The 23,575-nt window shown below is 63.9% G+C and carries 24 protein-coding genes; 5 read left to right on the top strand and 19 right to left on the bottom strand.

The genetic code is table 11. The annotated features are described in order from the left end of the window. Positions 1 to 21 precede the first annotated feature (21 nt). Positions 22 to 552, bottom strand: coding sequence for a DinB family protein (locus tag ACFI9K_RS09110; RefSeq protein WP_462663177.1), 531 nt, complete (start codon positions 550 to 552; stop codon positions 22 to 24). Between the two features lie 58 nt (positions 553 to 610). On the opposite strand from ACFI9K_RS09110, the gene ACFI9K_RS09105 reads away from it, so the two are divergent. Both ACFI9K_RS09105 and ACFI9K_RS09100 read left to right on the top strand, forming a co-directional pair. Continuing rightward, positions 611 to 865 carry a hypothetical protein gene (locus tag ACFI9K_RS09105; RefSeq protein ID WP_462663176.1) on the top strand — a complete coding sequence of 85 codons (255 nt, stop codon included), beginning with the start codon at positions 611 to 613 and terminating at the stop codon, positions 863 to 865. A 125-nt stretch (positions 866 to 990) separates the two neighbouring features. Beyond that, positions 991 to 1,914, top strand: coding sequence for a YdcF family protein (locus ACFI9K_RS09100; protein WP_462663175.1), 924 nt, complete (start codon positions 991 to 993; stop codon positions 1,912 to 1,914). Here the strand turns inward: ACFI9K_RS09100 and ACFI9K_RS09095 are convergent. After that, the gene (locus ACFI9K_RS09095; protein WP_462663174.1) at positions 1,908 to 2,501 is read right to left on the bottom strand and encodes a TetR/AcrR family transcriptional regulator; all 594 of its coding nucleotides are present in this window, start codon (positions 2,499 to 2,501) and stop codon (positions 1,908 to 1,910) included. The genes ACFI9K_RS09100 and ACFI9K_RS09095 overlap by 7 nt on opposite strands. 77 nt (positions 2,502 to 2,578) lie before the next feature. On the opposite strand from ACFI9K_RS09095, the gene ACFI9K_RS09090 reads away from it, so the two are divergent. After that, positions 2,579 to 3,058, top strand: a complete 480-nt coding sequence (locus tag ACFI9K_RS09090; protein ID WP_462663173.1) for a DUF4188 domain-containing protein — start codon at positions 2,579 to 2,581, stop codon at positions 3,056 to 3,058. A gap of 11 nt (positions 3,059 to 3,069) precedes the next feature. Here ACFI9K_RS09090 and nuoN read toward each other — a convergent pair whose 3' ends face one another. The 14 genes from nuoN to ACFI9K_RS09020 are packed head-to-tail and all read right to left on the bottom strand — an operon-like array spanning position 3,070 to position 18,658. Next, positions 3,070 to 4,632 (bottom strand): NADH-quinone oxidoreductase subunit NuoN, encoded by a 1,563-nt coding sequence (gene nuoN / locus ACFI9K_RS09085; RefSeq protein ID WP_462663172.1) that lies wholly within the window; start codon positions 4,630 to 4,632, stop codon positions 3,070 to 3,072. Further along, the gene (locus ACFI9K_RS09080; protein WP_462663171.1) at positions 4,629 to 6,200 is read right to left on the bottom strand and encodes an NADH-quinone oxidoreductase subunit M; all 1,572 of its coding nucleotides are present in this window, start codon (positions 6,198 to 6,200) and stop codon (positions 4,629 to 4,631) included. The genes nuoN and ACFI9K_RS09080 overlap by 4 nt, the downstream gene beginning before the upstream one ends. Then, positions 6,197 to 8,068 carry an NADH-quinone oxidoreductase subunit L gene (gene nuoL / locus ACFI9K_RS09075; RefSeq protein WP_462663170.1) on the bottom strand — a complete coding sequence of 624 codons (1,872 nt, stop codon included), beginning with the start codon at positions 8,066 to 8,068 and terminating at the stop codon, positions 6,197 to 6,199. Before nuoL ends, ACFI9K_RS09080 begins: the two co-directional genes overlap by 4 nt. A gap of 16 nt (positions 8,069 to 8,084) precedes the next feature. Then, positions 8,085 to 8,384 carry an NADH-quinone oxidoreductase subunit NuoK gene (gene nuoK, locus ACFI9K_RS09070; RefSeq protein WP_032397862.1) on the bottom strand — a complete coding sequence of 100 codons (300 nt, stop codon included), beginning with the start codon at positions 8,382 to 8,384 and terminating at the stop codon, positions 8,085 to 8,087. Continuing rightward, positions 8,381 to 9,148: an NADH-quinone oxidoreductase subunit J gene (locus ACFI9K_RS09065; protein WP_462663169.1), complete on the bottom strand. Its 768-nt coding sequence runs from the start codon at positions 9,146 to 9,148 to the stop codon at positions 8,381 to 8,383. Before ACFI9K_RS09065 ends, nuoK begins: the two co-directional genes overlap by 4 nt. Next, on the bottom strand, positions 9,145 to 9,690 hold the full coding sequence (gene nuoI / locus ACFI9K_RS09060; protein WP_462663168.1) for an NADH-quinone oxidoreductase subunit NuoI: 546 nt from the start codon (positions 9,688 to 9,690) through the stop codon (positions 9,145 to 9,147). The genes ACFI9K_RS09065 and nuoI overlap by 4 nt, the downstream gene beginning before the upstream one ends. Further along, positions 9,683 to 10,963 (bottom strand): NADH-quinone oxidoreductase subunit NuoH, encoded by a 1,281-nt coding sequence (nuoH, locus tag ACFI9K_RS09055; protein WP_462663251.1) that lies wholly within the window; start codon positions 10,961 to 10,963, stop codon positions 9,683 to 9,685. The genes nuoI and nuoH overlap by 8 nt, the downstream gene beginning before the upstream one ends. A gap of 26 nt (positions 10,964 to 10,989) precedes the next feature. Then, positions 10,990 to 13,530 carry an NADH-quinone oxidoreductase subunit G gene (locus ACFI9K_RS09050; RefSeq protein ID WP_462663167.1) on the bottom strand — a complete coding sequence of 847 codons (2,541 nt, stop codon included), beginning with the start codon at positions 13,528 to 13,530 and terminating at the stop codon, positions 10,990 to 10,992. Beyond that, positions 13,527 to 14,828: an NADH-quinone oxidoreductase subunit NuoF gene (gene nuoF / locus ACFI9K_RS09045; RefSeq protein WP_462663166.1), complete on the bottom strand. Its 1,302-nt coding sequence runs from the start codon at positions 14,826 to 14,828 to the stop codon at positions 13,527 to 13,529. Before nuoF ends, ACFI9K_RS09050 begins: the two co-directional genes overlap by 4 nt. 1 nt (position 14,829) lies before the next feature. After that, positions 14,830 to 15,741 carry an NADH-quinone oxidoreductase subunit NuoE gene (gene nuoE, locus ACFI9K_RS09040; RefSeq protein ID WP_462663165.1) on the bottom strand — a complete coding sequence of 304 codons (912 nt, stop codon included), beginning with the start codon at positions 15,739 to 15,741 and terminating at the stop codon, positions 14,830 to 14,832. Then, positions 15,738 to 17,036, bottom strand: coding sequence for an NADH dehydrogenase (quinone) subunit D (gene nuoD, locus ACFI9K_RS09035; protein WP_222093230.1), 1,299 nt, complete (start codon positions 17,034 to 17,036; stop codon positions 15,738 to 15,740). Before nuoD ends, nuoE begins: the two co-directional genes overlap by 4 nt. Then, the gene (locus ACFI9K_RS09030; RefSeq protein ID WP_462663164.1) at positions 17,036 to 17,692 is read right to left on the bottom strand and encodes an NADH-quinone oxidoreductase subunit C; all 657 of its coding nucleotides are present in this window, start codon (positions 17,690 to 17,692) and stop codon (positions 17,036 to 17,038) included. The genes nuoD and ACFI9K_RS09030 overlap by 1 nt, the downstream gene beginning before the upstream one ends. Continuing rightward, a complete protein-coding gene (locus ACFI9K_RS09025) occupies positions 17,689 to 18,243 on the bottom strand; it encodes a NuoB/complex I 20 kDa subunit family protein (protein WP_222093228.1) in 555 nt (184 codons plus the stop codon). Before ACFI9K_RS09025 ends, ACFI9K_RS09030 begins: the two co-directional genes overlap by 4 nt. Positions 18,244 to 18,298: 55 nt before the next feature. Then, the gene (locus ACFI9K_RS09020) at positions 18,299 to 18,658 is read right to left on the bottom strand and encodes an NADH-quinone oxidoreductase subunit A (RefSeq protein ID WP_222093227.1); all 360 of its coding nucleotides are present in this window, start codon (positions 18,656 to 18,658) and stop codon (positions 18,299 to 18,301) included. Between the two features lie 287 nt (positions 18,659 to 18,945). Between ACFI9K_RS09020 and ACFI9K_RS09015 the strand changes: the two genes are divergently transcribed. Further along, positions 18,946 to 19,668, top strand: a complete 723-nt coding sequence (locus ACFI9K_RS09015) for an aquaporin (protein WP_462663163.1) — start codon at positions 18,946 to 18,948, stop codon at positions 19,666 to 19,668. On the opposite strand, the gene ACFI9K_RS09010 is transcribed toward ACFI9K_RS09015, so the two are convergent. Both ACFI9K_RS09010 and ACFI9K_RS09005 read right to left on the bottom strand, forming a co-directional pair. Further along, positions 19,669 to 20,112 carry a hypothetical protein gene (locus tag ACFI9K_RS09010; protein WP_462663162.1) on the bottom strand — a complete coding sequence of 148 codons (444 nt, stop codon included), beginning with the start codon at positions 20,110 to 20,112 and terminating at the stop codon, positions 19,669 to 19,671. 78 nt (positions 20,113 to 20,190) lie between these two features. Then, positions 20,191 to 20,856: an AMIN-like domain-containing (lipo)protein gene (locus tag ACFI9K_RS09005; RefSeq protein WP_462663161.1), complete on the bottom strand. Its 666-nt coding sequence runs from the start codon at positions 20,854 to 20,856 to the stop codon at positions 20,191 to 20,193. Positions 20,857 to 20,954: 98 nt separating this feature from the next. Between ACFI9K_RS09005 and ACFI9K_RS09000 the strand changes: the two genes are divergently transcribed. Continuing rightward, entirely contained in the window at positions 20,955 to 21,230 is a 276-nt protein-coding gene (locus tag ACFI9K_RS09000; protein ID WP_222093223.1) for a hypothetical protein, read from the top strand. Positions 21,231 to 21,238: 8 nt separating this feature from the next. On the opposite strand, the gene ACFI9K_RS08995 is transcribed toward ACFI9K_RS09000, so the two are convergent. After that, complete coding sequence (locus ACFI9K_RS08995; protein ID WP_462663160.1) at positions 21,239 to 23,566, bottom strand: ATP-binding cassette domain-containing protein; 2,328 nt, start codon at positions 23,564 to 23,566, stop codon at positions 21,239 to 21,241. Between the last annotated feature and the right edge of the window lie 9 nt (positions 23,567 to 23,575).

The following is a 23,575-nucleotide window of genomic DNA, read 5'->3' as shown; positions in this document are numbered from 1 at the left end:
TCGTGTGTCTACGGTATGCCCTCAGCGGCCGGTGACACCGTCTATCTGTTCGCGAATCATGTCCGCATGCCCGTTGTGTCGCGCGTATTCGCCGATCATGTGCACGTAGACCGTCCGTAGCGACATCGGCCCACCTCGAGAATCCACCGAGTCCTCGAACGAGTGTCGGGCCGCGACGTCGTCCGAGGCCGCGCATTCGGCAGCGAACCGCGCGAAGTCGGCCTCGGCGCTCGATGCCGTCGCACCCAGGAAGTCGGAGTCCTTACCCAGCGCCGCGTCGTACATCGGGTCGAACGACATCGATGCCAGGCGCTCGCGGAACCAGATGCGTTCCACCTTCGCGAGGTGACGAACAAGTCCGAGTAGAGACAGCGTCGATTGCGCGAACGGTCGGTATGCGAGCTGTTCGGCATCCGCACCGGCGCAGATGTTGAGCAACGTGGCTCGATGCCAGTGCAGCATGCCCTCGAGGATCGGGCGTTCCTCGCCGATCATCGGACCGTCGACCGGTTCCGGGGTGGGCGCCGTCCAGGTGTTTCGCCGATCGGTCATTCCGCGATTGTGGGTCATACGAGGGCACTGTGCAGCGCACCGCATTACGGTGGGGTTCATGACTATCGAAGATGCAGGTGGCAGGCGGACCGTGACAGCGGACGAACTTCTTCTCCTCGTGGGCGATCATCTGCTCATAGAGGAGGGCGTCGCCACCGGGTTCATCGAAAGTGCGGGCCAGGTTGCCGAGAACGTGGCCGTGACGGTGACCGACGGCGTCGACGGAACCACCACCACCGAGCGGGTCTTCCTACCCGATGCCGAAGTGACCATAGAACCGGCCGATCGCGGACGCGCACCCGTCGCCCTGTAACGCGGGGATACCGCCTGATCGGAAGTACATCCATGTAACTCGAACAACTCTGCTCACTCCAGTCACACTGGCACCGAACTGAGTTAGGGTGACAGAACTTGTCACCGTTCGGAGGGACGTCGGTTGTGCAACCAGTTCGAGCGCACCACACCGCTCGCTTCGCTGTGGTGGCCTGCGCCGCCGCGCTGGCGTTAGGCGTCGGTTCGATCACCGCGGTGGCCGAGCCCGCGATGTCGGCGCCGGCGGCAACGGTCGCCGAGACGGTCCGTTCGGCCGACGCGCAGCACTACAACGATGCGCAGAATGCTCTGGTCAAGGGTCGCTACGATGTCGGCTTCGAGGCGCTGAACGCCATTGCGACGGCCGCACCGAACGACGCCAATGTTGCAGCGCTGCAGACGTTCTACGCCAACGCGACCGCCGACACCGATGCGCGTGTGCACCATGCGGCCAGACTGCGCACCCTGTCTCCCGCGCTCGCCGACGCTGTCGATCGTGCCATCGCGGTGATCGACGAAGCCGCGACCGAGACGATCGACTTCGCGCCGACCACGGACGGGCCACGCACCGCGATCGTGGTACTCGGCCTGGGGCTCAACGGCGACGGCAGCATGACACCCGAGTTGGTGGCGCGACTGCGCTCGGCCGTCGCCGCGGCGGATCGCTCCCCCGAGTCCCCCATCATCGTCACCGGCGGCAACCCACAGAGCGGCGTGACCGAGGCGGAGGCCATGAGGACATGGCTGATCGACGAGGGAATTGCCGCCGACCGCATTCATTCCGAGCCCAGCGCCAACTCGACGGTGCAGAACGCTCAGCGCGCCACCGCACTTGCAGCCGAAGTCGGTGCCTCCAATCTCGTTCTGGCCACGACCCCCAGCCATCTCCGGCGCGCGATCTCCGACTTCGAGATCGCGGGTGCCGACGTGATCGGCGCCGCGACCGCAACGTCGGACGATCTTCCGGATCTGCCTGCGCTCGCGCCGACAGCGCGCTTGGGGATGACCGTCGACGCCACCAAGATCCTCGGCATCCCACGCACCTACTGACGCGTCCACCCTCGCAATACCGACTCCGTCCCGGCGTCGAACATGGCCCGTCGGGTCTCGCTGTCGACGTTCGTGGGCATTGCCAATTCCAACGACACCAGACCGTGCACGATCGCCCAGAACGAATGGCTGATCAAGTCGGCGGGTGCGCCGCTCATGGTGCCCGCCGCAACCGCAGCGGCCACCGCGGCACGAAGCGGATCCATTGCTGCGGCGGCGAGCGGTAACTCCTCGGATACATCGACCGAACCGAGGACTCCGCCGAACATCACCGCGTAAAGATGCGGGTTGTGGAGCGCCCAATGCCTGTATGCAACCGCGAGTTCACGGAGGTCGACCTCGGGGTTTCCGGTGACGGGCACAGCGCGCTGCGCGTCGCCGAAACTCGCGAACGAGGTGGCGAACAGCGCCACCAGCAGCTCTGCGCGTCCGCCGAACAGAGAGTAGATCGCTGTGGTCGAGGTGTTCTGAGCGGCCGCGAGTTTACGCAACGACAACGAGTCGACGCCCTGCTGCGCAACGGTTTCCGCCGCTGCGTCGAGTAGCCGGGTCCGCAACTCCGCGTCGTGAATTCTGGGTCTCGCCACTTGCGAAACCTACCACAACGGTGTTTTATAACAGTGTCACACAAATTCGTTTCATCCCGACCCCAGGGAGGGTTTTCATGTCATTCATCATCGACGGCCGCACCACGGTCGAATCCGATAGAGACACCGTCACGGTCTTTCTCATCGGAATGCGCATCAACAATCCGGTGGCCGTACGGTCCTGGCTGCCCGCAGTGCGCGCGATGCCGCGGATGCTCAGCCATCTGGAGCAGGATCCCAACTCCGGGCTGCTCGGCTACCACTCGTGGTTGGGACGCACCACCATGCTGGTCAGTTATTGGCGCAACGCCGAGGACCTGACGCGGTTCGCGTCGGACCCCGATGCTCCCCACGCTCCCAACTGGCGGGCGTTCAACCGAACCGTGGCTGCAACCGGCAATGTCGGCGTGTGGCACGAAACCTACACCGCGACAGCACAGAACAGCGAAGCGATCTATGTCAACATGCCGCCGTTCGGCCTCGCGGGAGCGATCGGTGGAATCCCGGTGGGCACCGGCTCACACACGTGGAAGCAGCGAATGAAGTCCGCGAAGTAGGTGTGCACGCTCTAGAGGAAAGTCCCAGCTCGCGTAGCGATATCGAGAACGGGCTGCGGAAAGACTCCCAGTGCCACGGTGACGACCACCGAAACCCCGATTGCGCAGGCCACCCACGCTGTGGGGCGCACCATGGTGGCGGTTCGCTCGGTGGGATCGGTGAAGAACATCAAAACGATCACGCGTACGTAGAAGAATGCCGCAACAGCGCTGCACACCACTCCGACCACGACCAGTGCCGCTCCCCCGGCACCCGAGGCAGCGCTGAACACCGCGAATTTACCGATGAAGCCGCTGGTGAGTGGGATACCCGCGAACGAGAGCAAGAACAATCCGAAGACTGCCGCCACCAGCGGTGAGCGACGACCGATGCCCGCCCACCGATCCAGATCGCCCACCTCACCGCGCTCGTCTCTCGCCAACCCGACGATCGCGAATCCCCCGAGAGTGCTGAACGCGTAGGCCAGCAGGTAGAACATGGTGGCCGACACGCCCGAATCGCCCACCTCACCCGAATCACCCAGCGCGGTCACACCGGTCAGAATGAATCCGGTATGCGCCACGGACGAGTAGGCCAGCATGCGCTTGACGTCGGTCTGCGTCACGGCGACGACGGAACCGACGACCATCGTGGCAATGGCGACAGCCCACAGCATCGGTCGCCAACTGGATTCGAGACCGGGCAGCGCCACCGCGAAGATACGCAGAATCGCGCCGAAGGCCGCCACCTTGGTCACCGTGGCCATCAGCGCCGTCACCGGCGTCGGCGCGCCCTGGTAGACGTCCGGAATCCACGAATGAAACGGCACGGCACCGACTTTGAACAGCAAACCGACGGCCAGCAGTGCCGTTCCGATCAGTGCCAACGGTCTGCCCTGACCGTCCGCCGTGATGGCGTCGGCAATACCGTCCAACCGCACTGTTCCGGCGTAGCCGTACAGAAACGCGACTCCGAACAGGAAGAAGGCGGAGGAGAAGGCACCCAGTAGGAAGTACTTGAGCGATGCTTCCTGAGACAGCAACCGTCGACGACGCGCCAGACCACACAACAGATAGAGCGGAAGCGACAGCACTTCGAGCGCGACGAACATCGTCAGTAGATCGGTGGACGCCGGGAACAGCAGCATGCCGCCGATCGCGAACATCGCCAGTGGAAAGACCTCGGTCTGGGCAACGCCGGCGTCGATGGCCTCCTTCTCGGCAACGCTGCCCGGAGTGGTGGAGGCCTGCGGCGTGAACGAATCGATGCGGCGCTCGGCTCCCGTCGACGTGACGGCCACGGTACGCTCCGCCAGCAGGGCCACAGCCGGGATCGCCACCAGCACAATGATTCCCTGCAGTAGGAGCGTCGGGCCGTCCACGGCGACAGCCCCGTTCATCGCCGAGGCTTCGGTGCCGGCCAGACCCAGAACAGCCGCGAGAGCCGCCAGCAACCCGGCGAGCGCCAGGCCCACATGCGTTGCGCGACGCGCTCGCATCGGCACGAACGCTTCGACGAGAACACCGAGGACTGCGACCCCGAACACGATCAGCATCGGTGACAGCAGGCCGTACTGCACTTCTGGTGTGGTCATCGTTGACCTCCTGGACTGTCTACGATCGTCGATTGCACTGCCGGAGTGATGACATCGAGAGCCGGTTTCGGGTACACCCCGAACACGATCAGCAACGCGAGCAACGGAACCACCACTGCCAACTCGCGAGGAACCAGATCGGAGATCTTGTTGTCGGGAACAGGAGCCGGCCCCGTCATCACTCGCTGATACAGCCACAGGATGTAGATCGCGGACAGTACTAGCGCGCCGGTCGCCACGATCGCGGCAACACCGTAGCGACCGAATGTGCCGATCAAGACGAGGAATTCACTGACGAACGGAGCCAGACCGGGTAGCGAGAGCGTGGCCAGACCCGACACCAGGAACGTTCCGGCGAGCACCGGCGCAACTTTCTGCACACCGCCGTAATCGGCGATCATTCGTGAACCACGTCGCGACACCAGGAAGCCTGCGATCAAGAACAAAGCGGCGGTGGAGATTCCGTGGTTGACCATGTACAAGGTGGCACCGGCCTGACTCTGACCCGTCATGGCGAAAATTCCCAGGATGATGAAACCGAAGTGCGAAATCGACGTATAGGCAATCAGTCTCATCATGTCGGTCTGGCCGATCGCCAATATCGCGCCGTACACGATGCCGATCACCGCGAGCGTGATGATCCACGGGGCGAACGTCCGTGAGGAGTCGGGGAAGAGTTCGAGACAGAACCGCAGCATCGCGAAGGTGCCGACCTTGTCCACCACCGACATCATCAGTACCGCCGTTGCGGGAGTGGACTGCACTGCGGCGTCGGGTAGCCACGTGTGGAACGGCCACAGCGGTGCCTTGATCGCGAACGCGAACATGAAGCCCAGGAACAACGCGTTCAGAACCGCCGAGTCCACCCCTAGCCGGCCCGATGCCGCCGCATCCGCAATCGCGCGCAGGTCGAACGTGCCGCCGTCGAACGGGCCGTCAGGCCTGGCGGTGACGACGTACAACCCGATGACGGCAGCCAACATCACCAGGCCACCGAACAGGTTGTAGAGCAGGAACTTCACCGCGGCGCGCGTTCGCTGAGTTCCGCCGGAGTGGAGCCCGCGGAACGACCCAGAGTCACCGAAGCCGCCGATCAGGAAGTACATCGGGATCAGCATGGCCTCGAAGAAGATGTAGAACAGCAGTACATCCAGGGCAAGGAACGAGACGATCACCATCGACTCGACCACCAGAATCAACGCCATGTAGGTGTGCGAGACCCGTCGCGATCCGTAGTTCGCGACTCGGGTGCCGTCATGCCAGCCCGCAATGATGAGCAATGGGGTCAGCGCGGTGGTCAGCAACACCAGCACGAGGCCGATTCCGTCTAGACCGAGTGTGTAGCGCGCACCGAATGCCGCTATCCAGGAATGATCTTCGACGAACTGGTACCGATCTCCACCGGAGACGAACTGGACGGCGAGTACCACCGAGACAACGAGCGTGACGGCAGCGAAGCCCACGGCTACGCTGCGCGCCATCGTTGCCCGTTCGGCCGGCACGACGGCGACCAGGATTGCGCCGACTATCGGCAGCACCCACAGGACGGTCAACCAGGGCAGTGTCACAGGACCACCACCATCGCCACGACGAGAACAGCACCGGCGAACATCGCCAGCGCATAGGACCTCACGAATCCGGTCTGCAGTCTTCGAGAACGAGTCGATACCGCGCCGACCGATCGTCCCACCCCGTCCACGACAGCATCGATTCCCGCATCGTCGGCGTACACCAGTGTGCGAGTGATCTTTTGACCAGGACGCATGAAAGCGGACTCGTTGAAGGCGTCGCCGTACAGGTCGGCGCGCGCAGCTCTGGTCAACACCGAGACGTCCTCGGGCGGAGTCGGCGGCACTTCACGAGCGATGTACTTCCGATACGCGGTGACCGCGCCCACGAGAACCACACCCAGAACTGCCACCGTGACGACCCAAGCAGGTATTGCATGCTCCTCGTGCGCAGATCCCACCACCGGTTCCAGCCACGTCTCGAGGCGCCCACCCACCGCGAGAAAGGCTCCCGATGCCACCGAGCCGATCGCCAACAGAATCATGGGCACCGTCATCGTCGCCGACGCCTCGTGCGGATGTGCTTGCGCTGACCATCGTTTCGGGCCGAAGAACGTCATCAACATCACCCGACTCATGTAGAACGCGGTCAGGCCTGCGCCGAGCAGTGTCACGCAGCCGAGCACCACACCTACTGCCCCGCCTGCCGCGAACGCGACCTCGATGATTGGATCCTTGGCAAAAAATCCCGAGAACGGCGGTACTCCGATGATGGCGAGGTAACCGAGACCGAACGTGACGAAGGTGATCGGCATCGCGGCGCGGAGCCCACCGAACTTTCGCATATCCGTCTCGTCGTTCATCGCATGCATCACCGAGCCCGCACCGAGGAACAGGCCCGCCTTGAAGAAGCCGTGCGAGAGCAACAGCACGATGGCGAAGGCATAACCGGACGGACCGAGTCCGGCCGCAAGCACCATGTACCCGATCTGGCTCATCGTCGAAGCCGCGAGTGCCTTCTTGATGTCGTCCTTGGCGCAACCGATCACGGCGCCGAACAGCAACGTCACCGCGCCGACGGTCACGGTCGCCGCCCGCGCCACCTCGGATGCCTCGAACACCGGTCCGGAGCGCACGATGAGATACACCCCGGCGGTGACCATCGTCGCTGCATGGATCAACGCGGAGACGGGAGTCGGACCCTCCATCGCGTCACCGAGCCACGATTGCAGCGGAACCTGCGCCGACTTTCCGCAGGCCGCCAGCAGTAACATCAGCGCCATCGCAGTGGCTACCGATTCACTCGCACCTCCGATGCCGGCGAAAACCACGTCGTACTGCACCGAACCGAAGTTCACGAACATGATCATCAGCGCAATGGCCAGGCCGATGTCGCCGACGCGGTTGACCACGAACGCTTTTCGGGCCGCCGTCGCAGCCGACGGCTTGTGTTGCCAGAAACCGATCAGCAGGTACGACGCGAGGCCGACACCCTCCCACCCCAGATAGAGGCCGAGGAAGTTGTCGGCCAACACCAGCAACAACATGGCTGCGAGAAACAGGTTGAGGTACGCGAAGAAGCGTCGACGCTCCGCGTCGTGACTCATGTACCCGATCGAGTACACGTGAATGAGCGACCCGACTCCGGTGATCAACAGGACGAAGCAGATCGAGAGCTGATCGGCCCGCATGCCGAAGTCGACCTGCAATTCGTCCACGGGAACCCAGCGGAACAACGTCTGGGTGATGGCTCTGTTGGATTCGTCTCGCCCGAGCATCGACGAGAACACCAGCGCCGCAACGACGAACGACAACACCGCTGCGGCGGTGGCGAAGAAGTGACCCCACGAATCGGAGCGCCGGCCACCGAGCAGCAGAACGACCGCGCCGAAAGCCGGGAGGGCGGGGAGAAGCCACAGGATCGTCATAGTTTCTGCTCCCCCGTCAGTTCTTCATCAGAGAGTTCTCGTCCATCGAGATCGACCGACGAGAACGGAAGATGGCCATGATGATCGCCAGGCCCACCACCACCTCGGCAGCAGCGACAACCATGGTGAAGAACGCGAACAGCTGCCCGTCGAGATTGCCGTGCATGCGAGAGAAGGTGACGAACGCCAAATTGACTGCGTTGAGCATCAATTCGATACACATGAACACGATGATGGCGTTGCGCCGGACGATGACGCCGGCCGCGCCGATCGCGAACAGCAGAACGGACAGGTAGAGGTAGTTCTCGGGATTCATCGTGCGTCACCCCCGTCCACCTGGTACTGGCTTCGTCGATCGGCGAACAGCGCGTTGACGGACGACTCCGCCTCGCTTCCATCCGGCAGCAGAGCGCGGCGATCGACGCCGTTGTGGCGGGCGAACACACCGGGGCTCGGCAGCGGCGTCGCCCGGGAGCCGTCGCGGAACCTGTCCTGCGACATCTGACGCTGCCCCTTCACCGGCCCCAGAGCCTCCCGATGCGCCAGGATCATTGCCCCGATGGTCGCGGTGATCAGCAGGGCTCCGGTCAGCTCGAACGCCCACACGTACTCGACGAAGATCAGTTCGGCGAGGCCTTCGACATTGCCGGTGGAGTTGGCGGCGTCGAGGCCGGCGAATTCGAGCCGACCGGAGCGAGCCGAATCACGCAGCAGCACCCCGATGATCAACAGTCCGAAGCCGATTGCGATGACCACGGCAGCGATGCGGTGACCGCGCAATGTCTCCGTCAAGGATTCGGCGGTGTCGACCCCGACCAGCATCAGAACGAACAGAAACAGCATCATCACCGCGCCGGTGTAGACGACGATCTGCACGACACCGAGGAACAACGCCCCCTGGGCCATGTAGAACGTCGCGAGAACGACCATCGTGGCGGCCAGAAACAGTGCCGAGTAGACGGCCTTGGTACTCGTCACCACACCGAGAGCACCGAGGACCGCGACGACACCGAGAGTCCAGAATTGCACGGCCTCACCGGTGGACGTCGCGTCGAGGGCGAGCTGCACGGTGGCCGTCATCGAACCGGATCGCCTTCGCGCTCGGCCGCGCTCTCTCCACCGGTGACGGTCCCGCGGTAGTAGTCCTCGGCAGAACAGCCCGGTGCCATAGCGTGCGGCGGTGCCACCATCTCCGGTTGCAGCGGTGCCAGCAGCGCGTCCTTCTCGTAGATCAGATCGGCTCTGTTGTCGCCGGCCAACTCGTACTCGTTGGTCATCGTCAGAGCCCTTGTCGGACAAGCCTCCACACACAAGCCGCAGCCGATGCATCGAAGGTAGTTGATCTGGTAGACCCCGCCGTACCGCTCGCCCGGCGAGAATCGTTCGGTCTCGGTGTTGTCGGCTCCTTCGACGTAGATGGCATCGGCCGGGCACGCCCACGCACACAGTTCGCAGCCGATACATTTCTCGAGGCCATCGGCGTAGCGATTGAGTTGATGCCGGCCGTGATAGCGCACCTCGGTCGGCTTCTTCTCCTCCGGGTACAGCTCGGTTTCGGGCTTTTTGAACATGGTGGCGAAGGTGACGCCGAAACCGGCTATCGGACCGAGGAATTCAGGCATCGGCGTTCTCCTTCTGGGACGTGGCCACGGGCGACCGCGCGCCGGCGTGGCGACTCGCGATCCTCGAACCCTGCTTCGGGATGGGAGGGACGGGGAATCCACCTGCCGCGGCGTCGAATTCTTCGGTGGGTGCAGCAGGCGGAAGATTCCGAACGCGCGTGCGTCGTCTGAGCAGAAGCAGCAACGACACCAGCACGGCGACGGCGAAGATCGTCGACGCGACGAACGTGACCAGAGGGACGTCGTAGCGACCGACACCCAGTACCCGCACCGTTGCGATCACCATCACCCAGATCAAGGCGACGGGGATGAGGATCTTCCAGCCGAAGTTCATGAACTGGTCGTAGCGCAACCTCGGCAACGTCGAACGCAACCAGATGAAGACGAACAGGAATACCCACACCTTGAGGACGAACCACAGCACCGGCCACCATCCGGAATTGGCACCGGCCCACAGGCTCAACGGAATCGGAGCCCGCCATCCTCCCAGGAACAATGTTGTCGCCAGTGCCGACACCGTGACCATGTTGATGTACTCCGCGAGCATGAACATCGCGAAGCGTAGAGAGGAATACTCCGTGTGGAAGCCGCCCACCAACTCGCCCTCGGCCTCGGGCAGATCGAAGGGTGCTCGATTGGTTTCGCCGACCATCGCCGTCACGTACACCAGGAAGGACGGCAACAGCAAGAACACGTACCAGGTGTTCTGTTGCGCGGCAATGATTCCGGATGTCGACATGGTGCCCGAGTACAGAAACACCGCGGCGAAGGACAAGCCCATCGCAACCTCGTACGAAATGACCTGCGCTGTCGAACGCAGTGCGCCCAACAGCGGATACGTCGAACCCGACGCCCAACCGGCCAGGACGATCCCGTACACACCCACCGAGGTGACAGCGAGGATGTAGAGAACCCCCACCGGCAGATCGGTCATCTGCAGCGGCGTCGTGGTGCCGAATATCGACACTTCCGGTCCGAACGGGATCACCGCGAAGGCCATGAAAGCAGGAACCACCGACACCATCGGAGCCAGAATGTAGATCGGCTTGTCGACGCCGGACGGGGTGATCCCCTCCTTCAGAGCGAGCTTGATTCCGTCCATCAACGACTGCAGCAACCCCCACGGCCCAACCCGATTGGGTCCGACGCGCATCTGCATCCACGCCATGATCTTGCGTTCGGCATAGATCGCGATGAGTGGCGTCAATACCAGGAACACGAAAACCGCCAATGCCTTGACGACCACCAACCACCACGGATCGATGCCGAACATCGACAGATCGGTAGGCGCGGCGACAGTCACGATGCATCACTTTCGGGCTGTTCCGCAGGCTCCGCCCTACGAATTCTCACCACCGCACCCGACTCCACGCCGAGTGAGCGATACACCGAGGAACCGGGCGAGTTCATCGGCACCCACACCACGTCGTCGGGAAGATCGGTGACTGTCAGCGGCAACGTGATCGACCCCTGGTCGGTCTCGATACTCACTCGGTCACCGGTCTCCACGTCGAGGGTGGACGCGGTGGGACCCGACAGTCGGATCGTCGGCGCTCGACCGGTCCTTGCGAGATTCGCCTCGCCGTCCTGCATCCGCCCCGAGTCGATGAGCATCCGCCACGTGGCCAGAATCGCCTCACCGGGCGCGAGCGACGGTGTCTGCGCCCGCGGTGAGACTCGCGGTGCGGAGATTCGTGAACCTGTCCAGACGCCCAAGCGTGTCAGCTCATCTCGCGACGCGGGGGCGTCGGGCAGCAACAGTTCGACGCCCATCTGGGCGGCGATCGCGTCGAGAACACGTTGATCGGGTAATACCGCGCCTGCCCCGAGGGCGGTTTCGAAAGTTCGTGGTCGGCCCTCCCAGTCCACGAAGGTTCCCTGTTTGTCGACCACCGGTGCCACCGGAAACACCACGTCGGCGCGCTCGGTGACGGCGCTGTGTCGAAGTTCGAGACTGACCACGAACCCCGACCGGTCCACCGCATCCAGCAGACTCCGCGGATTCGGCAGATCGTCCGGATCGATGCCTGCAGTGATCAGTGCTCGCTGCGGCCCGGCATCCGCCAGAATCGCCGCGGTATCTCGGCCTGCATCGGTAGGGAGATCCGCCAGTCCCCACAGGGTGGCCACCTCGGCGCGCGCGGACGCATCGGCGACGGGTCGCCCGCCCGGCAGGAGGTTCGGCAAGGCGCCGGCGTCGAGAGCGCCGCGCTCTCCTGCTCGTCGCGGAATCCATGCCAACTGTGCTCCGGTGTCGTCGGCCAACTTCGATGCTGCGGACAGTCCGCCGGGAACCGAGCCGAGCCGCTCGCCCACCAGCACGATCGACCCGGGCTCACGGAGGAGCTGGGCAACCGTTTCGGTGCCGCGGTCGCCGACGTGCAGGGCATCGAGCCACTGCGGTTCCTCACCGGGAATCGACTGCAGGAGCACACCATCGAGCTTGCGCAGACCACGGCTGGCCCACGGTGCAATCGATGCCACCACCACGCCGCGGGCGCGGTGCGCTGTGCGGAGCCGCAGAAAGACCAGCGGTGACTCGTCCTCGGGCTCGAAGCCGACCACCAGCACCACGGGAGCGTGCTCGAGGTCCGAGTAAGTGACCCCCAGCCCCGCCGCGGCGATACGACCGGCCAAGAACCCGGCCTCCTCGGCGCTGTGAGCACGGTTGCGGAAGTCGATGTCGTTGGTGTGCAACACTGTTCGGGCGAACTTAGCGTATGCGTAGGCGTCTTCGAGAGTCGATCGTCCGCCCACGAGAATCGCAGCGTTGCCGACCGATGCGGCCAGGCCCGTTGCCGCTGCGGCCAAAGCCGCGGACCACGACGTCTCGACCAAGGCTCCCGATTCGTCTCGGACCATCGGTGCGCCGATGCGGTCCGGCTCGGTGGCGTACTTGAACGCCCACCGACCCTTGTCACAGTTCCATTCCTCGTTCACTTCGGGATCGTCTCCCGCCAGACGACGAAGAACCTTGCCGCGCCGGTGATCGGTACGTTGTGCGCAGCCTCCTGCACAGTGCTCGCACACGCTCGGCGACGAGGTCAGATCGTAGGGTCGGGCCCGGAACCGATACTCGGTGTTCGTCAGTGCCCCCACCGGACAGATCTGAACGGTGTTTCCGGAGAAGTAGGAGTCGAACGGTTCGTCGCCGAAGATGCCCACCTGCTGCACTGCCCCGCGTTCGAGCAGTTCGATGGAGGGATCTCCGGCAACCTGGGCTGCGAAGCGGGTGCAGCGAGCGCACAGGACGCAGCGTTCCCGATCGAGCAGAACCTCGGCCGACAACGGAATCGGTTTGGGGTACGTACGTTTGGTCTCGTGGAATCTGGACTCGTCACGGCCGGCGGCCATCGCTTGGTTCTGTAGTGGGCACTCGCCGCCCTTGTCACACACCGGGCAGTCGAGCGGGTGATTGATCAGCAGCAATTCCATGACGCCGCGCTGGGCCTTGTGCGCCGTCTCGGACGTCACCTGAGTACGTACGATCATGCCGTCGGCCACTGTCGTCGTGCAGGATGCCAAGGGTTTGCGCTGGCCCTCGACATCGACGAGACACTGCCGGCAGGCACCCACCGGATCCAGCAGCGGATGGTCGCAGAATCGCGGTATCTGCACGCCCATCAACTCGGCGACGCGAATCACCAACGTGCCCTTGGGAACAGTGACCTCGTGGTCGTCGATGGTCAGTGTCACCATGTCGACCGGCGGGAGGGACTGACCGGACTGTGCAGGAGTGGAGCCTGCGGAATGACCAGAAGTAGCAGGAGTGGAGCCTGCGGAATGACCAGAAGGTGCAGGAGTGGAGCCTGCGGAACGACCGTGTGCTGATGTTGTCATGACGTCAGCTCCTCTGCGAACAGGGTGGATCGATGTGGATCGAAGGGGCATCCCTGTTCGGTGACATGGCGGATGTATTCGTCGCGGAAGTGTTTCAGTGAGGACACGATGGGGCTGGCAGCTCCGTCTCCCAACGCGCAGAACGACTTTCCAGCGATCCCGTCTGCGATATCGAGAAGCGTGGTCAGGTCGGCTTCGGTGCCGGTCCCGCCGTCGAGGCGGCGGAGTATCTGCACCAGCCAGTACGTTCCTTCTCGGCACGGTGTGCATTTGCCGCAGGATTCGTGTGCGTAGAACTCGGTCCATCGCAGTACCGCCCGCACCACACACGTCGTCTCGTCGAATACTTGCAATGCTTTGGTGCCCAACATCGATCCTGCGGCTCCGACACCCTCGTAGTCGAGTGGAACATCGAGATGGTCGGCGGTGAACATCGGCGTGGACGAGCCTCCCGGCGTCCAGAATTTCAGTTCGTGCCCAGCTCTGATGCCGCCCGCGTAGTCGAGCAGTTCACGGAGCGTGATGCCCAACGGTGCCTCGTACTGCCCCGGGCGGCAGACGTGACCCGAGATGGAGTACAGCGTGAAGCCGGGCGATTTCTCGGTGCCCATCGACCGAAACCACTCGATCCCCTTGCGCAGGATCACGGGAACGCTGGCGATCGACTCGACGTTGTTGACCACTGTCGGGCGCGCGTACAAACCCGCGACTGCGGGGAACGGTGGGCGCAGCCGAGGTTGTCCGCGCCGACCCTCCAGGGAATCGAGAAGGGCTGTCTCCTCCCCGCAGATGTACGCGCCGGCTCCGGCATGGACCACCAGTTCGAGATCGAATCCCGTTCCCAGAACGTTCTTTCCCAGATAGCCCGCTGCGTAGGCCTCGGCTACCGCTGCCTGCAATCTGCGGAGCACCGGCACCACTTCGCCGCGGACGTACACGAAGGCGTGCGAGGCTCGAATTGCATAGGCCGCGATCACAATTCCCTCGACCAGGGTGTGCGGACTGGCCATCAGCAGGGGCATGTCCTTACAGGTGCCCGGCTCGGACTCGTCGGCGTTGACCACCAAGTAGTGCTCTTTACCGTCGTTCTGGGGGATGAAGCTCCACTTCGTTCCGGTGGGGAACCCGGCCCCACCCCGGCCCCGTAGTCCGGATTCCTTGACGAAGGCGATCAGATCGTCGGGGTCCATCGAGAGGGCCCGTTCGAGCCCCGCATATCCGTCGTGGCTCCGGTAGGTGTCGAGAGTCCACGAGTCCCTCTCGTCCCAGAACTCACTCAGGACCGGCGTCAGGGCCATGTCACTCGCCCTTCGTCGATGGATCGGTCTCGGTGGTGTTCGGCTGTGGCGGCACGGTCGCCGACGGGGCCGGTGCAGGCTTGTCTCGCACTGTCTCCGCCACTGCCTCGGCTCCGACGTCGGCAGTCTCGATATCGGGGTGTCCATTACCGGTCTGCGGTGCGGCCTCGGGAGCAGACATCCCGTGTTCGCGCGCGTATCGCAGACCGGTGAGGGTGGCTTCGCCTGCGCTACCGGATGATTCGAGCGCCCCCGGGCGGTCGTCGGGAAACCCGGCGAGAATTCGCTCGGTCTGACCGAACGTGCAGAGTGGTGCACCGCGCGTGGGGCTCACCGGAAGACCGGACCTGAGTGCATCCACCAGATCCCGGGCTGACGATGGTGTGCTGTTGTCGAAGAATTCCCAATTGACCATCATCACCGGTGCGTAGTCACACGCGGCGTTGCACTCGATGTGTTCGAGGGTGATGGTGCCGTCGGCGGTCGTCTCGCCGTGGTCGACGTCGAGGTGCTCGCGCAGGGTGTCCATGATGGCGTCACCGCCCATCACGGCGCACAGAGTGTTGGTGCACACGCCGACGCGGTATGTGCCGGTGGGTTCGCGGCGGTACATCGAGTAGAAGGTCGCCACCGCAGTGACCTCGGCACCGGTGAGTTCGAGTATCTCCGAACAGAATTCGATGCCCGCAGGCGTGAGAAAGCCGTCCTCGGATTGAACGAGGTGCAGCAACGGCAACAACGCGGACCTGGCCTGCGGGTAGCGCGCCAGGACGATCTCGGCGTCGGCCCGCAGACGGGTGCGCACTTCCGGGGGATACGACGTTCGCGCGTCCGGTCCGAGGAGTTGAACGGCTTCCTCCGGGTGAGCCCCGAGCCGAAGCAGGACCGGCTCGGAGTGAGGTTGCGCGGTCATCGGTCCACCCCGCCCATCACCGGGTCGATACTGGCCACGGCAGCGATGACGTCGGAGATCATGCCGCCTTCGCACATCGCGGCCACCGCCTGCAGATTGGTGAACGACGGATCTCTGAAATGCACTCGGTACGGCCGAGTTCCGCCGTCGCTGACGATGTGCACACCCAGTTCTCCTCGCGGCGACTCCACCGACGACAGCACCTGACCCGCCGGAACACGCATTCCTTCGGTGACCAGCTTGAAATGGTGAATCAACGATTCCATCGACGTGTCCATGATGGTGCGAACATGATCCTGCGAATTGCCGAGTCCGTCGGGTCCCGAGACCAGTTCGGCAGGCCAGGCGATCTTCTTGTCGTCGATGACGACCGGTCCCGGTCGCAGGCGGTCGAGGGCTTGTTCGACGATCTTGAGCGACTCCTTCATCTCCTCCACCCGAATCAGGTAGCGCCCGTAGCAGTCGCATCCGGTGTCGGTCACCACGTCGAATTCGTAGCTGTCGTATCCGCAGTAGGGATCGGACCGGCGCAGGTCGTACGGCAGTCCGGTCGATCGAAGCACCGGGCCGGTGACGCCCAGGGCCATGCATCCGGTCAGATCCAAATACCCGACGTTCTCGGTTCTGGCTTTCCAGATCGGGTTGTCGTTGAGCATGAGCTCGAGGTCACGGAGGCGTCCGGGAAGAACCCGAAGGAGCTCGCGCACCTTGTCGATCGCATCGCTCGGGAGGTCCTGCGACAACCCTCCCGGGCGTATGTACGCATGATTCATCCGCAATCCGGTGATCGCCTCGAACACGTCGAGGATCAGTTCTCGCTCGCGGAAACCGAAGAGCATGGCTGTCACCGCACCCAGTTCCATTCCGCCCGTGGCCAACGCCACCAGGTGAGACGAGATCCGATTCAGCTCCATCAGCATCACCCGGATCACCGTCGCGCGCTCGGGAATGTCGTCGGTGATGTCCAGCAGCTTTTCCACGCCGAGGCAGTAGGCGGTTTCGTTGAAGAACGGCGACAGGTAGTCCATGCGGGTGACGAACGTGACGCCCTGAGTCCAATTGCGGTACTCGAGGTTCTTTTCGATTCCGGTGTGCAGATAGCCGATCCCACACCGAGCCTCGGTGACCGTCTCACCCTCGATTTCGAGAATCAGCCGCAGAACACCGTGGGTGGACGGATGTTGCGGACCCATGTTCACCACGATCCGTTCGGTGCCGGATCCACGCGCCAGTTCGACGACGTCGTCCCAGTCCTGGCCGGATACTGCGTAGATGGTTTCGTCCGTTGCGCTCATCAGTTGTACGACCTGCGCTCGTTGGGAGGCGCGACCCGAGCGCCCTTGTACTCGATGGGGATTCCGCCCAGCGGATAGTCCTTGCGTTGCGGGTGACCGACCCAGTCGTCGGGCATTTCGATCCGGGTCAGCGCAGGATGGCCGTCGAACACGATGCCGAAGAAGTCGTACACCTCGCGCTCGTGCCAGTCGTTGGTGGGATACACCCCACACATCGACGGAGTGTGTGAATCCGCATCGGGCACAGCAACTTCGAGTCGCAGACGACGCCCGTGGGTGATCGAGACGAGGTGGTACAGCACGTGCAATTCGCGGCCGGCCTGATCCGGATAGTGCACACCCGATGCGCCCGTGCACAATTCGAAGCGCAGCTCGGCGTCGTCGCGTAGCGCCCGGGCGACGACGGGAACGTGCTGTCGGACGACATGCACGGTCATTTCGCCCCGGTGCACCACGACGCGTTCGACGGCGTCCTCGTACGACACAGAACCGGCTTCGAGAACTGCAGTCAACCGGTCGACGACGGCATCGAAGTAGCCGCCGTAGGGCCGTACTGCGGCATCGATCGATGCAGGCGGCGGCAGCAAGCGTCCGTAACCGGAGGTGTCCCCGGAACCTTGCACACCGAACATCCCGCGGGGTCCGTGCGCGCTCATCGCAGCAGCCCCTTCAGATCGATCGTCGGGGTGGACGACAGCGCGGCCGCTTCGGCTGCAGCGCGCACCTGCTCACGATTGACACCCAGCGGCATCTGCTGAATCTTGCTGTGCAGCTCCAGGATTGCGTTGAGCAACATCTCCGGCCGCGGCGGGCAACCCGGGAGATAGATATCGACCGGAACGATGTGGTCGACGCCTTGGACCACCGCGTAATTGTTGAACATTCCGCCCGAGGACGCGCAGACGCCCATCGCCAGCACCCACTTGGGTTCTGCCATCTGGTCGTACACCTGCCGCAGTACCGGAGCCATCTTCTGACTGACGCGGCCGGCCACGATCATCAGATCTGCTTGGCGCGGAGACGCGCGAAAAGCTTCCATACCGAACCGGGCGAGGTCGAATCGACCGGACGTGGTGGCCATCATCTCGATCGCGCAGCACGCGAGACCGAACGTGGCCGGCCACAGCGAACCTTTACGGGCGTACCCGGCCAACCCTTCTACGGTCGTCAGCAGAAATCCACTGGGTAGCTTTTCTTCGAGTCCCATCGATCACGCTCTTTCGCTTCCGCAGAATTGAGAACAGGTTCCCTGTGTCGTCGAATCAATCCCAACCGAGCCCGCCTCGCCGCCACTCGTAGACGTAGGCGACCGATACGTTGACGACGAACAACGCCATGGCAACGAGACCGAACGCGCCCAATACGTCGAGGTGGACGGCCCACGGATAGAGAAAGACGATCTCGATGTCGAAGATGATGAACAACATTGCGGTCAAGTAGAACTTCACCGGAAACCGTTGACCCGTAGGCGCATGCATCGTCGGTTCGATACCGCACTCGTACGCGTCGAATTTGGCACGGTTGTATCGCGCGGGCCCCACCATCGTGCCGACCATCACCGAGAAAATCGCGAACGCAATCGCAATGACACCCAGAACGAGAATCGGAACGTAGGCGTTCATTCGGGCATCCGCTCCCTCGATCGACGTCCGCGCCGACGCGAGGTAAATGCGACGGCCGTACCAATGTGACCTGAAACACACAGTATGGGTTCGGTGCGAATCTCGCGGGATTTCGAGCAGTCCAGTTTCGTAAACCGTTGACTCCCATGGCGCGCTCTCTTCGCGCCGTGCCCTGCGAGGTGTGGGACGCGTCACGCGCGCATGCGCTCTTCGACGCGGGTGACGACCAACCACCGAACATTCACGGTTGCCCGAGCACGGGCCACCGCTTCCACGAAGGAGACACGATGAAGTCGATTTCCATCTCAGCGCTCGGCGCCGAGGGACTCGGCACTGCCCTGCTGGTCATTTTCGGTGTCGGCACCGCCGTCATCGCAGGCGACACCGTAGGAACCCCCGGTATCGCCCTGGCATTCGGGCTCACTCTGCTCGCGCTCGTCTACGCGATCGGTCCGATCTCGGGCTGCCACATCAACCCGGCCGTGACAGTGGGAGCATTGATCGCTCGGGCGATCACTCCGATCACGGCGGTGTTCTACATCGTCGCCCAAGCCGTCGGCGCGGTGGTCGGCGCGGCGATCGTGCTGGTGCTCGCCTCCGGTCGACCGGGCTACTCGCTGGCCGCGGACGGCTTGGGCACCAACGGTTTCGCTGATTCGTCGCCGACGGGATACAACCTGGCATCGGTCGCGGTGTTCGAGGTGATCGCCACTGCCACGCTCGTCCTGGTCGTGCTGGCAACCACGGCGCGCTCGGTTCACCCTGCGCTGGCAGCCGGAATTCCGATCGGCTTGACCCTCACCGTCCTTCACCTGCTGGGCATCGGAATCGACTCGACCTCGGTCAACCCGGCTCGATCGTTCGGTCCTGCGCTGCTCGCAGGCGGGCCCGCACTATCTCAGCTGTGGGTGTTCGTGGTGTTCCCCATCCTCGGCGCGGTACTCGCCGGATCGATCCACAGTTTCGTACTGAAGGTGCCCACCGAGCCCCACGCGGCCGAGTCGGCCTGACTACCGGTCCACGCCCGGCGTGACGCCTGCCGAGTGCCGTGTCAACAATCCCGTTACCGCACGTCCGAGCTGGATCGGATCCAAGGGATGGGGTACCGCGGCCTCGGCGCGCGACCAGTCTGCCAACCATCTGTCGTCGGGGCGTCCGATCAGCACGAGCACTGGCGGGCACGGGTCGATCTCGTCCTTGAGTTGCTTCGCCAACCCGAGTCCTCCGACAGGCGAGGCCTCACCGTCGAGAATCGCCAGGTCGACTCCACCCGCATCCATGTGCTCGATGACCACAGCTGCTGTAGCGATGTCGACGTAATCGATCTCCCCGAGCAGCGGATCGGGTCGGGTTCCCACAGCTGACTTCACCCGAGCCCGAGTCTCGGCGTTGCTGCTGTAGACGAGCACCCGCACCCGAGCCGGTCGATTCTCACTCGCAGTGGCGTCGGACACAACGCGATGCTACCGCGCAGCCGAGTGGGACGGGCCGAAACAGTCAGGGGCGACATGCATTCGACGCTCTGATGGTCGTCACGATGTGATGGCGACGATGACCGCGGCGGGACTCTCCGTTGTCGTCACCGTGTACTCGGGTCGATCGGTACCCACACCGATGAACGATTGCGAAATCCCACCGGGGTCGGCCAGAAAGTCGACCGAGACCACGGCCGAATCTGCATCGTTGCGAATTCTCTCCGGCCCGTCGTACGGCGCGACGAGGTCGTCGGATTCCGTCGATGTTCCCGACAGGTCTACCTGCAGTGTCGATCTCCCGGGCACTGCGACGGGCTCACTCGTGGCGTACCGCACCGCCTCGTCGACATAGCGAACCGTGTACGAGACCGGCCCGTTGCCCGCCATTCGGAACTCGACGGTCGACGAGTCCACGATCGAGACCTCGGTGACCGCGACCGGCGACATTCCCGGGTACCGCGCGGCGCCGAGGTCCAGCGGTAGCTCCGCGACGTCGGGAATCACAGCAGTCGGTGGAGATGCTGCGGGACCTGGGGCAACAGAGGGATCTCCGACCACCAGAGACCCCGTGACAGTGGTGTAGTTCGTGTTCGCCGAGACGTCGTCGATTCCGGTGTCGATCTCTGTGGTGCCGCCGACACCCGAGCAACTCGCGAGCAGGGCGACCAGCACGAACCCGGCGGCCGACAACGCGGTCCGTTCCATTCGGTGCCCTTCGTGCATCGCCGTACCGTACCGAAGAAACCGATCGGTTCGATAGTGGACCATCGGCGCGATTCGGTCACGATTGCGCCGCCGGTCGATCCTGCTAGCGTCGAAGCATGGAGCCGAAAAGCTATTCGTCCGGTGAGCGTGTGTTCGGTCCACCCAACGGGACGTTCGATGCCGATTGGGCTGCAACGGCACTACGGTCCAACCGCCCCGAGCTGGACCATCCCACCTCGGTTCGCCTCGTCGAGCAGGCCTGGGATCTCCTTCGCTCGCAGGGCCTTCGCGGCGAGCAGCTCACCCGGGCACTGGACCTCGAACCCGAGCTGGCCGCCGCAGTCTCTGCGGTCGCCACCGAAACAGCCGAGCTCTACCTCGACCCCAGGTAGCTGACCCGTCAGGTTCTGCTGAGCCGATACCGCACCAGGGTGAACATCAGACCGCCGAGGATCGACAGCATCAGGATGCTCAGAATCCACGGTGCCGGTTCGTGTTCCCAGAGCGCGTCCTGTTGCGCGGAGGGCACATGCGATCGAATGTCGACCGTCGATGCCCCCGCCGCAAATCCCCACCGCGCCGGCAGCAGCCACGACAGTTGATCGAGGACGACGCGTCCGGTCACCGGAATCAGGCCTCCGCACAAGACGAGCTGCGCCATCACCGCGACCACCATCATCGGCATGACCTGCTCTGCGGACTTCGCCATCGCAGACAACGCCAATCCGAGTATCGCCGAACACGCGGTGGTGGCTGCGATCACGAACACCAATTCGAGTGCGCCACGGTTCGGGAAAGTGCCGGGCAGCAGCGACGCAGACTCGGGGATTCCTTTGCCGATCAGAACCAAGGCCACGAGCACCAGCGCCTGCACCACCGCGACTACGCCGAACACCGACGTCTTCGCGATCAGGTACGCGCCGGGGTCCAGGCCGGCCGCACGCTCGCGCAGAAAGATGGTGCGCTCGCCCACCAGATCTCGCGCCGAGAGCGAGAGTCCCATGAAGCAGGCACCCACGATCAGCAACACCATGATCTGCACGGGTTCGGTCGGCGCGTCCGGACCTGCCGCTCCGAAGCCATTGCGGCCCGGAACGACGAGCGCCAGCACGCCGAGCAGCACCGGCAGCACGGTCAAGAACAGAAAGTAGCCCCGATCGGCCGCAATGAGGCGTAGTTGTCGACGCGCGACGGTACCGAGCTGTCGACGGAACGTCGTCGCGGAACCTGCCCGATCTACTTCTGTCGACCTGGTACGCGGTGTGGACGGGGGCTGCGGAGGGCGCGGCCGACGTGCTCGGTATGCGTCGAATACGGAATCCGGATCTGCGGCGACCGCAGCGAACGCGTCGGCCCAGTCCGTAGTACCCAGAGCCTCTCCGACGCCCCGCGCCGGACCTCGGTAGGCAGTTTTGCCGCCCGGCGCGAGCAGCACCACCTGGTCGCACATATCGAGATACGTCACCGAGTGAGTCACCACGATCACCACACGACCGGCATCGGCCAACTCGCGCAGCATCGCCATGACCTGACGATCGAGAGCAGGATCCAGGCCGGAGGTCGGCTCGTCGAGGATGAGCAGTGATGGGCCGGTGAGCAGTTCGAGCGCGACCGACGCGCGTTTTCTCTGTCCGCCGGAGAGTGCGTCGATTCGAGTGTCCGCATGCTCGGTCAGGGACAGCTCGGACAGGACGCCCGCAACGACATCGGACCGGTCCGATGCCGTGGTGTCGGGTGGGAGGCGAAGCTCGGCAGCGTAGGTGAGCGCCTGGCTCACGGTCAGTTGTCGGTGCAGCACGTCGTCCTGTGGAACCATTCCGATCCGGCCGCGCAGAGCTGCGTACTCCGCGTGCACGTCGTGACCGTCGAACATCACCGAGCCGGTGGTCGGTGTGATGACACCGGAAACAACCGTGGACAGTGTCGACTTACCGGCTCCGGACGGGCCGATCAACGCGGTCAGCGTGCCGTGGGCAGCGTCGAGGTCGACCTCGGTCAGGATCGATTTGTTGCTTCCCACCACCAGTCCGACCCCGTGCACCACGAGACCGTCACCGGTTGTGGCGGCCGACCGGGGCACGATCGTTCGGCCGACGACCAGGAAATCGACGTTCCCGATCGTGAACACCTGACCGTCGAGCAGCTGCGCCGAGCTGACGCGGTGCCCACCGACGTACGTGCCGTTCATGCTGCCGAGATCTTCTATCGACAGTCCACGCGGTCCCGCCGACACTCTGGCGTGCCGACGCGAGACGAGCACGTCGGACACGACGACGTCGTTGTCATCGGTGCGTCCGAGGGTCACGCCGGTGTTCGGAACCGCGATCGGCACGTCGGTTCGCGCGAGAACGTACGCCGTCGAATTCGGTGGTGCGGCACTCGGTGCATCGACATTCGGTGCGTCGAAGATCGGGGGGTTCGTACTCGGGACGATGGTCAGCAGTGGACCCGATCGCGGGTCGCCGAGACGCACGTCGATCGAGGTGAACACAGCACGATCATCGGATAGGGGAAACCCGTCGACGAAGGTTCCGTTGGCACTCCCGGTGTCTCGAATGGTCCACCGACCACGCCACACCAACTCGGCGTGATTCCTCGAGACGAGCGGGTCGTGCACGGGCAGCAGATGTCCCTCGTCTCGGCCGATGGTCACCGGAACTGCACCGTCGAAGGTTCGCTGCACCGACCCGATGCGCACCGTCACCGACGGAATCCCCCGATTGTCCACGAGCGGATC

This window comes from Rhodococcus sp. PSi06, from assembly GCF_054960675.1.
The sequence above is the reverse complement of the archived record's forward strand: the minus strand, read 5'-3'. Positions and strand labels throughout refer to the sequence as shown.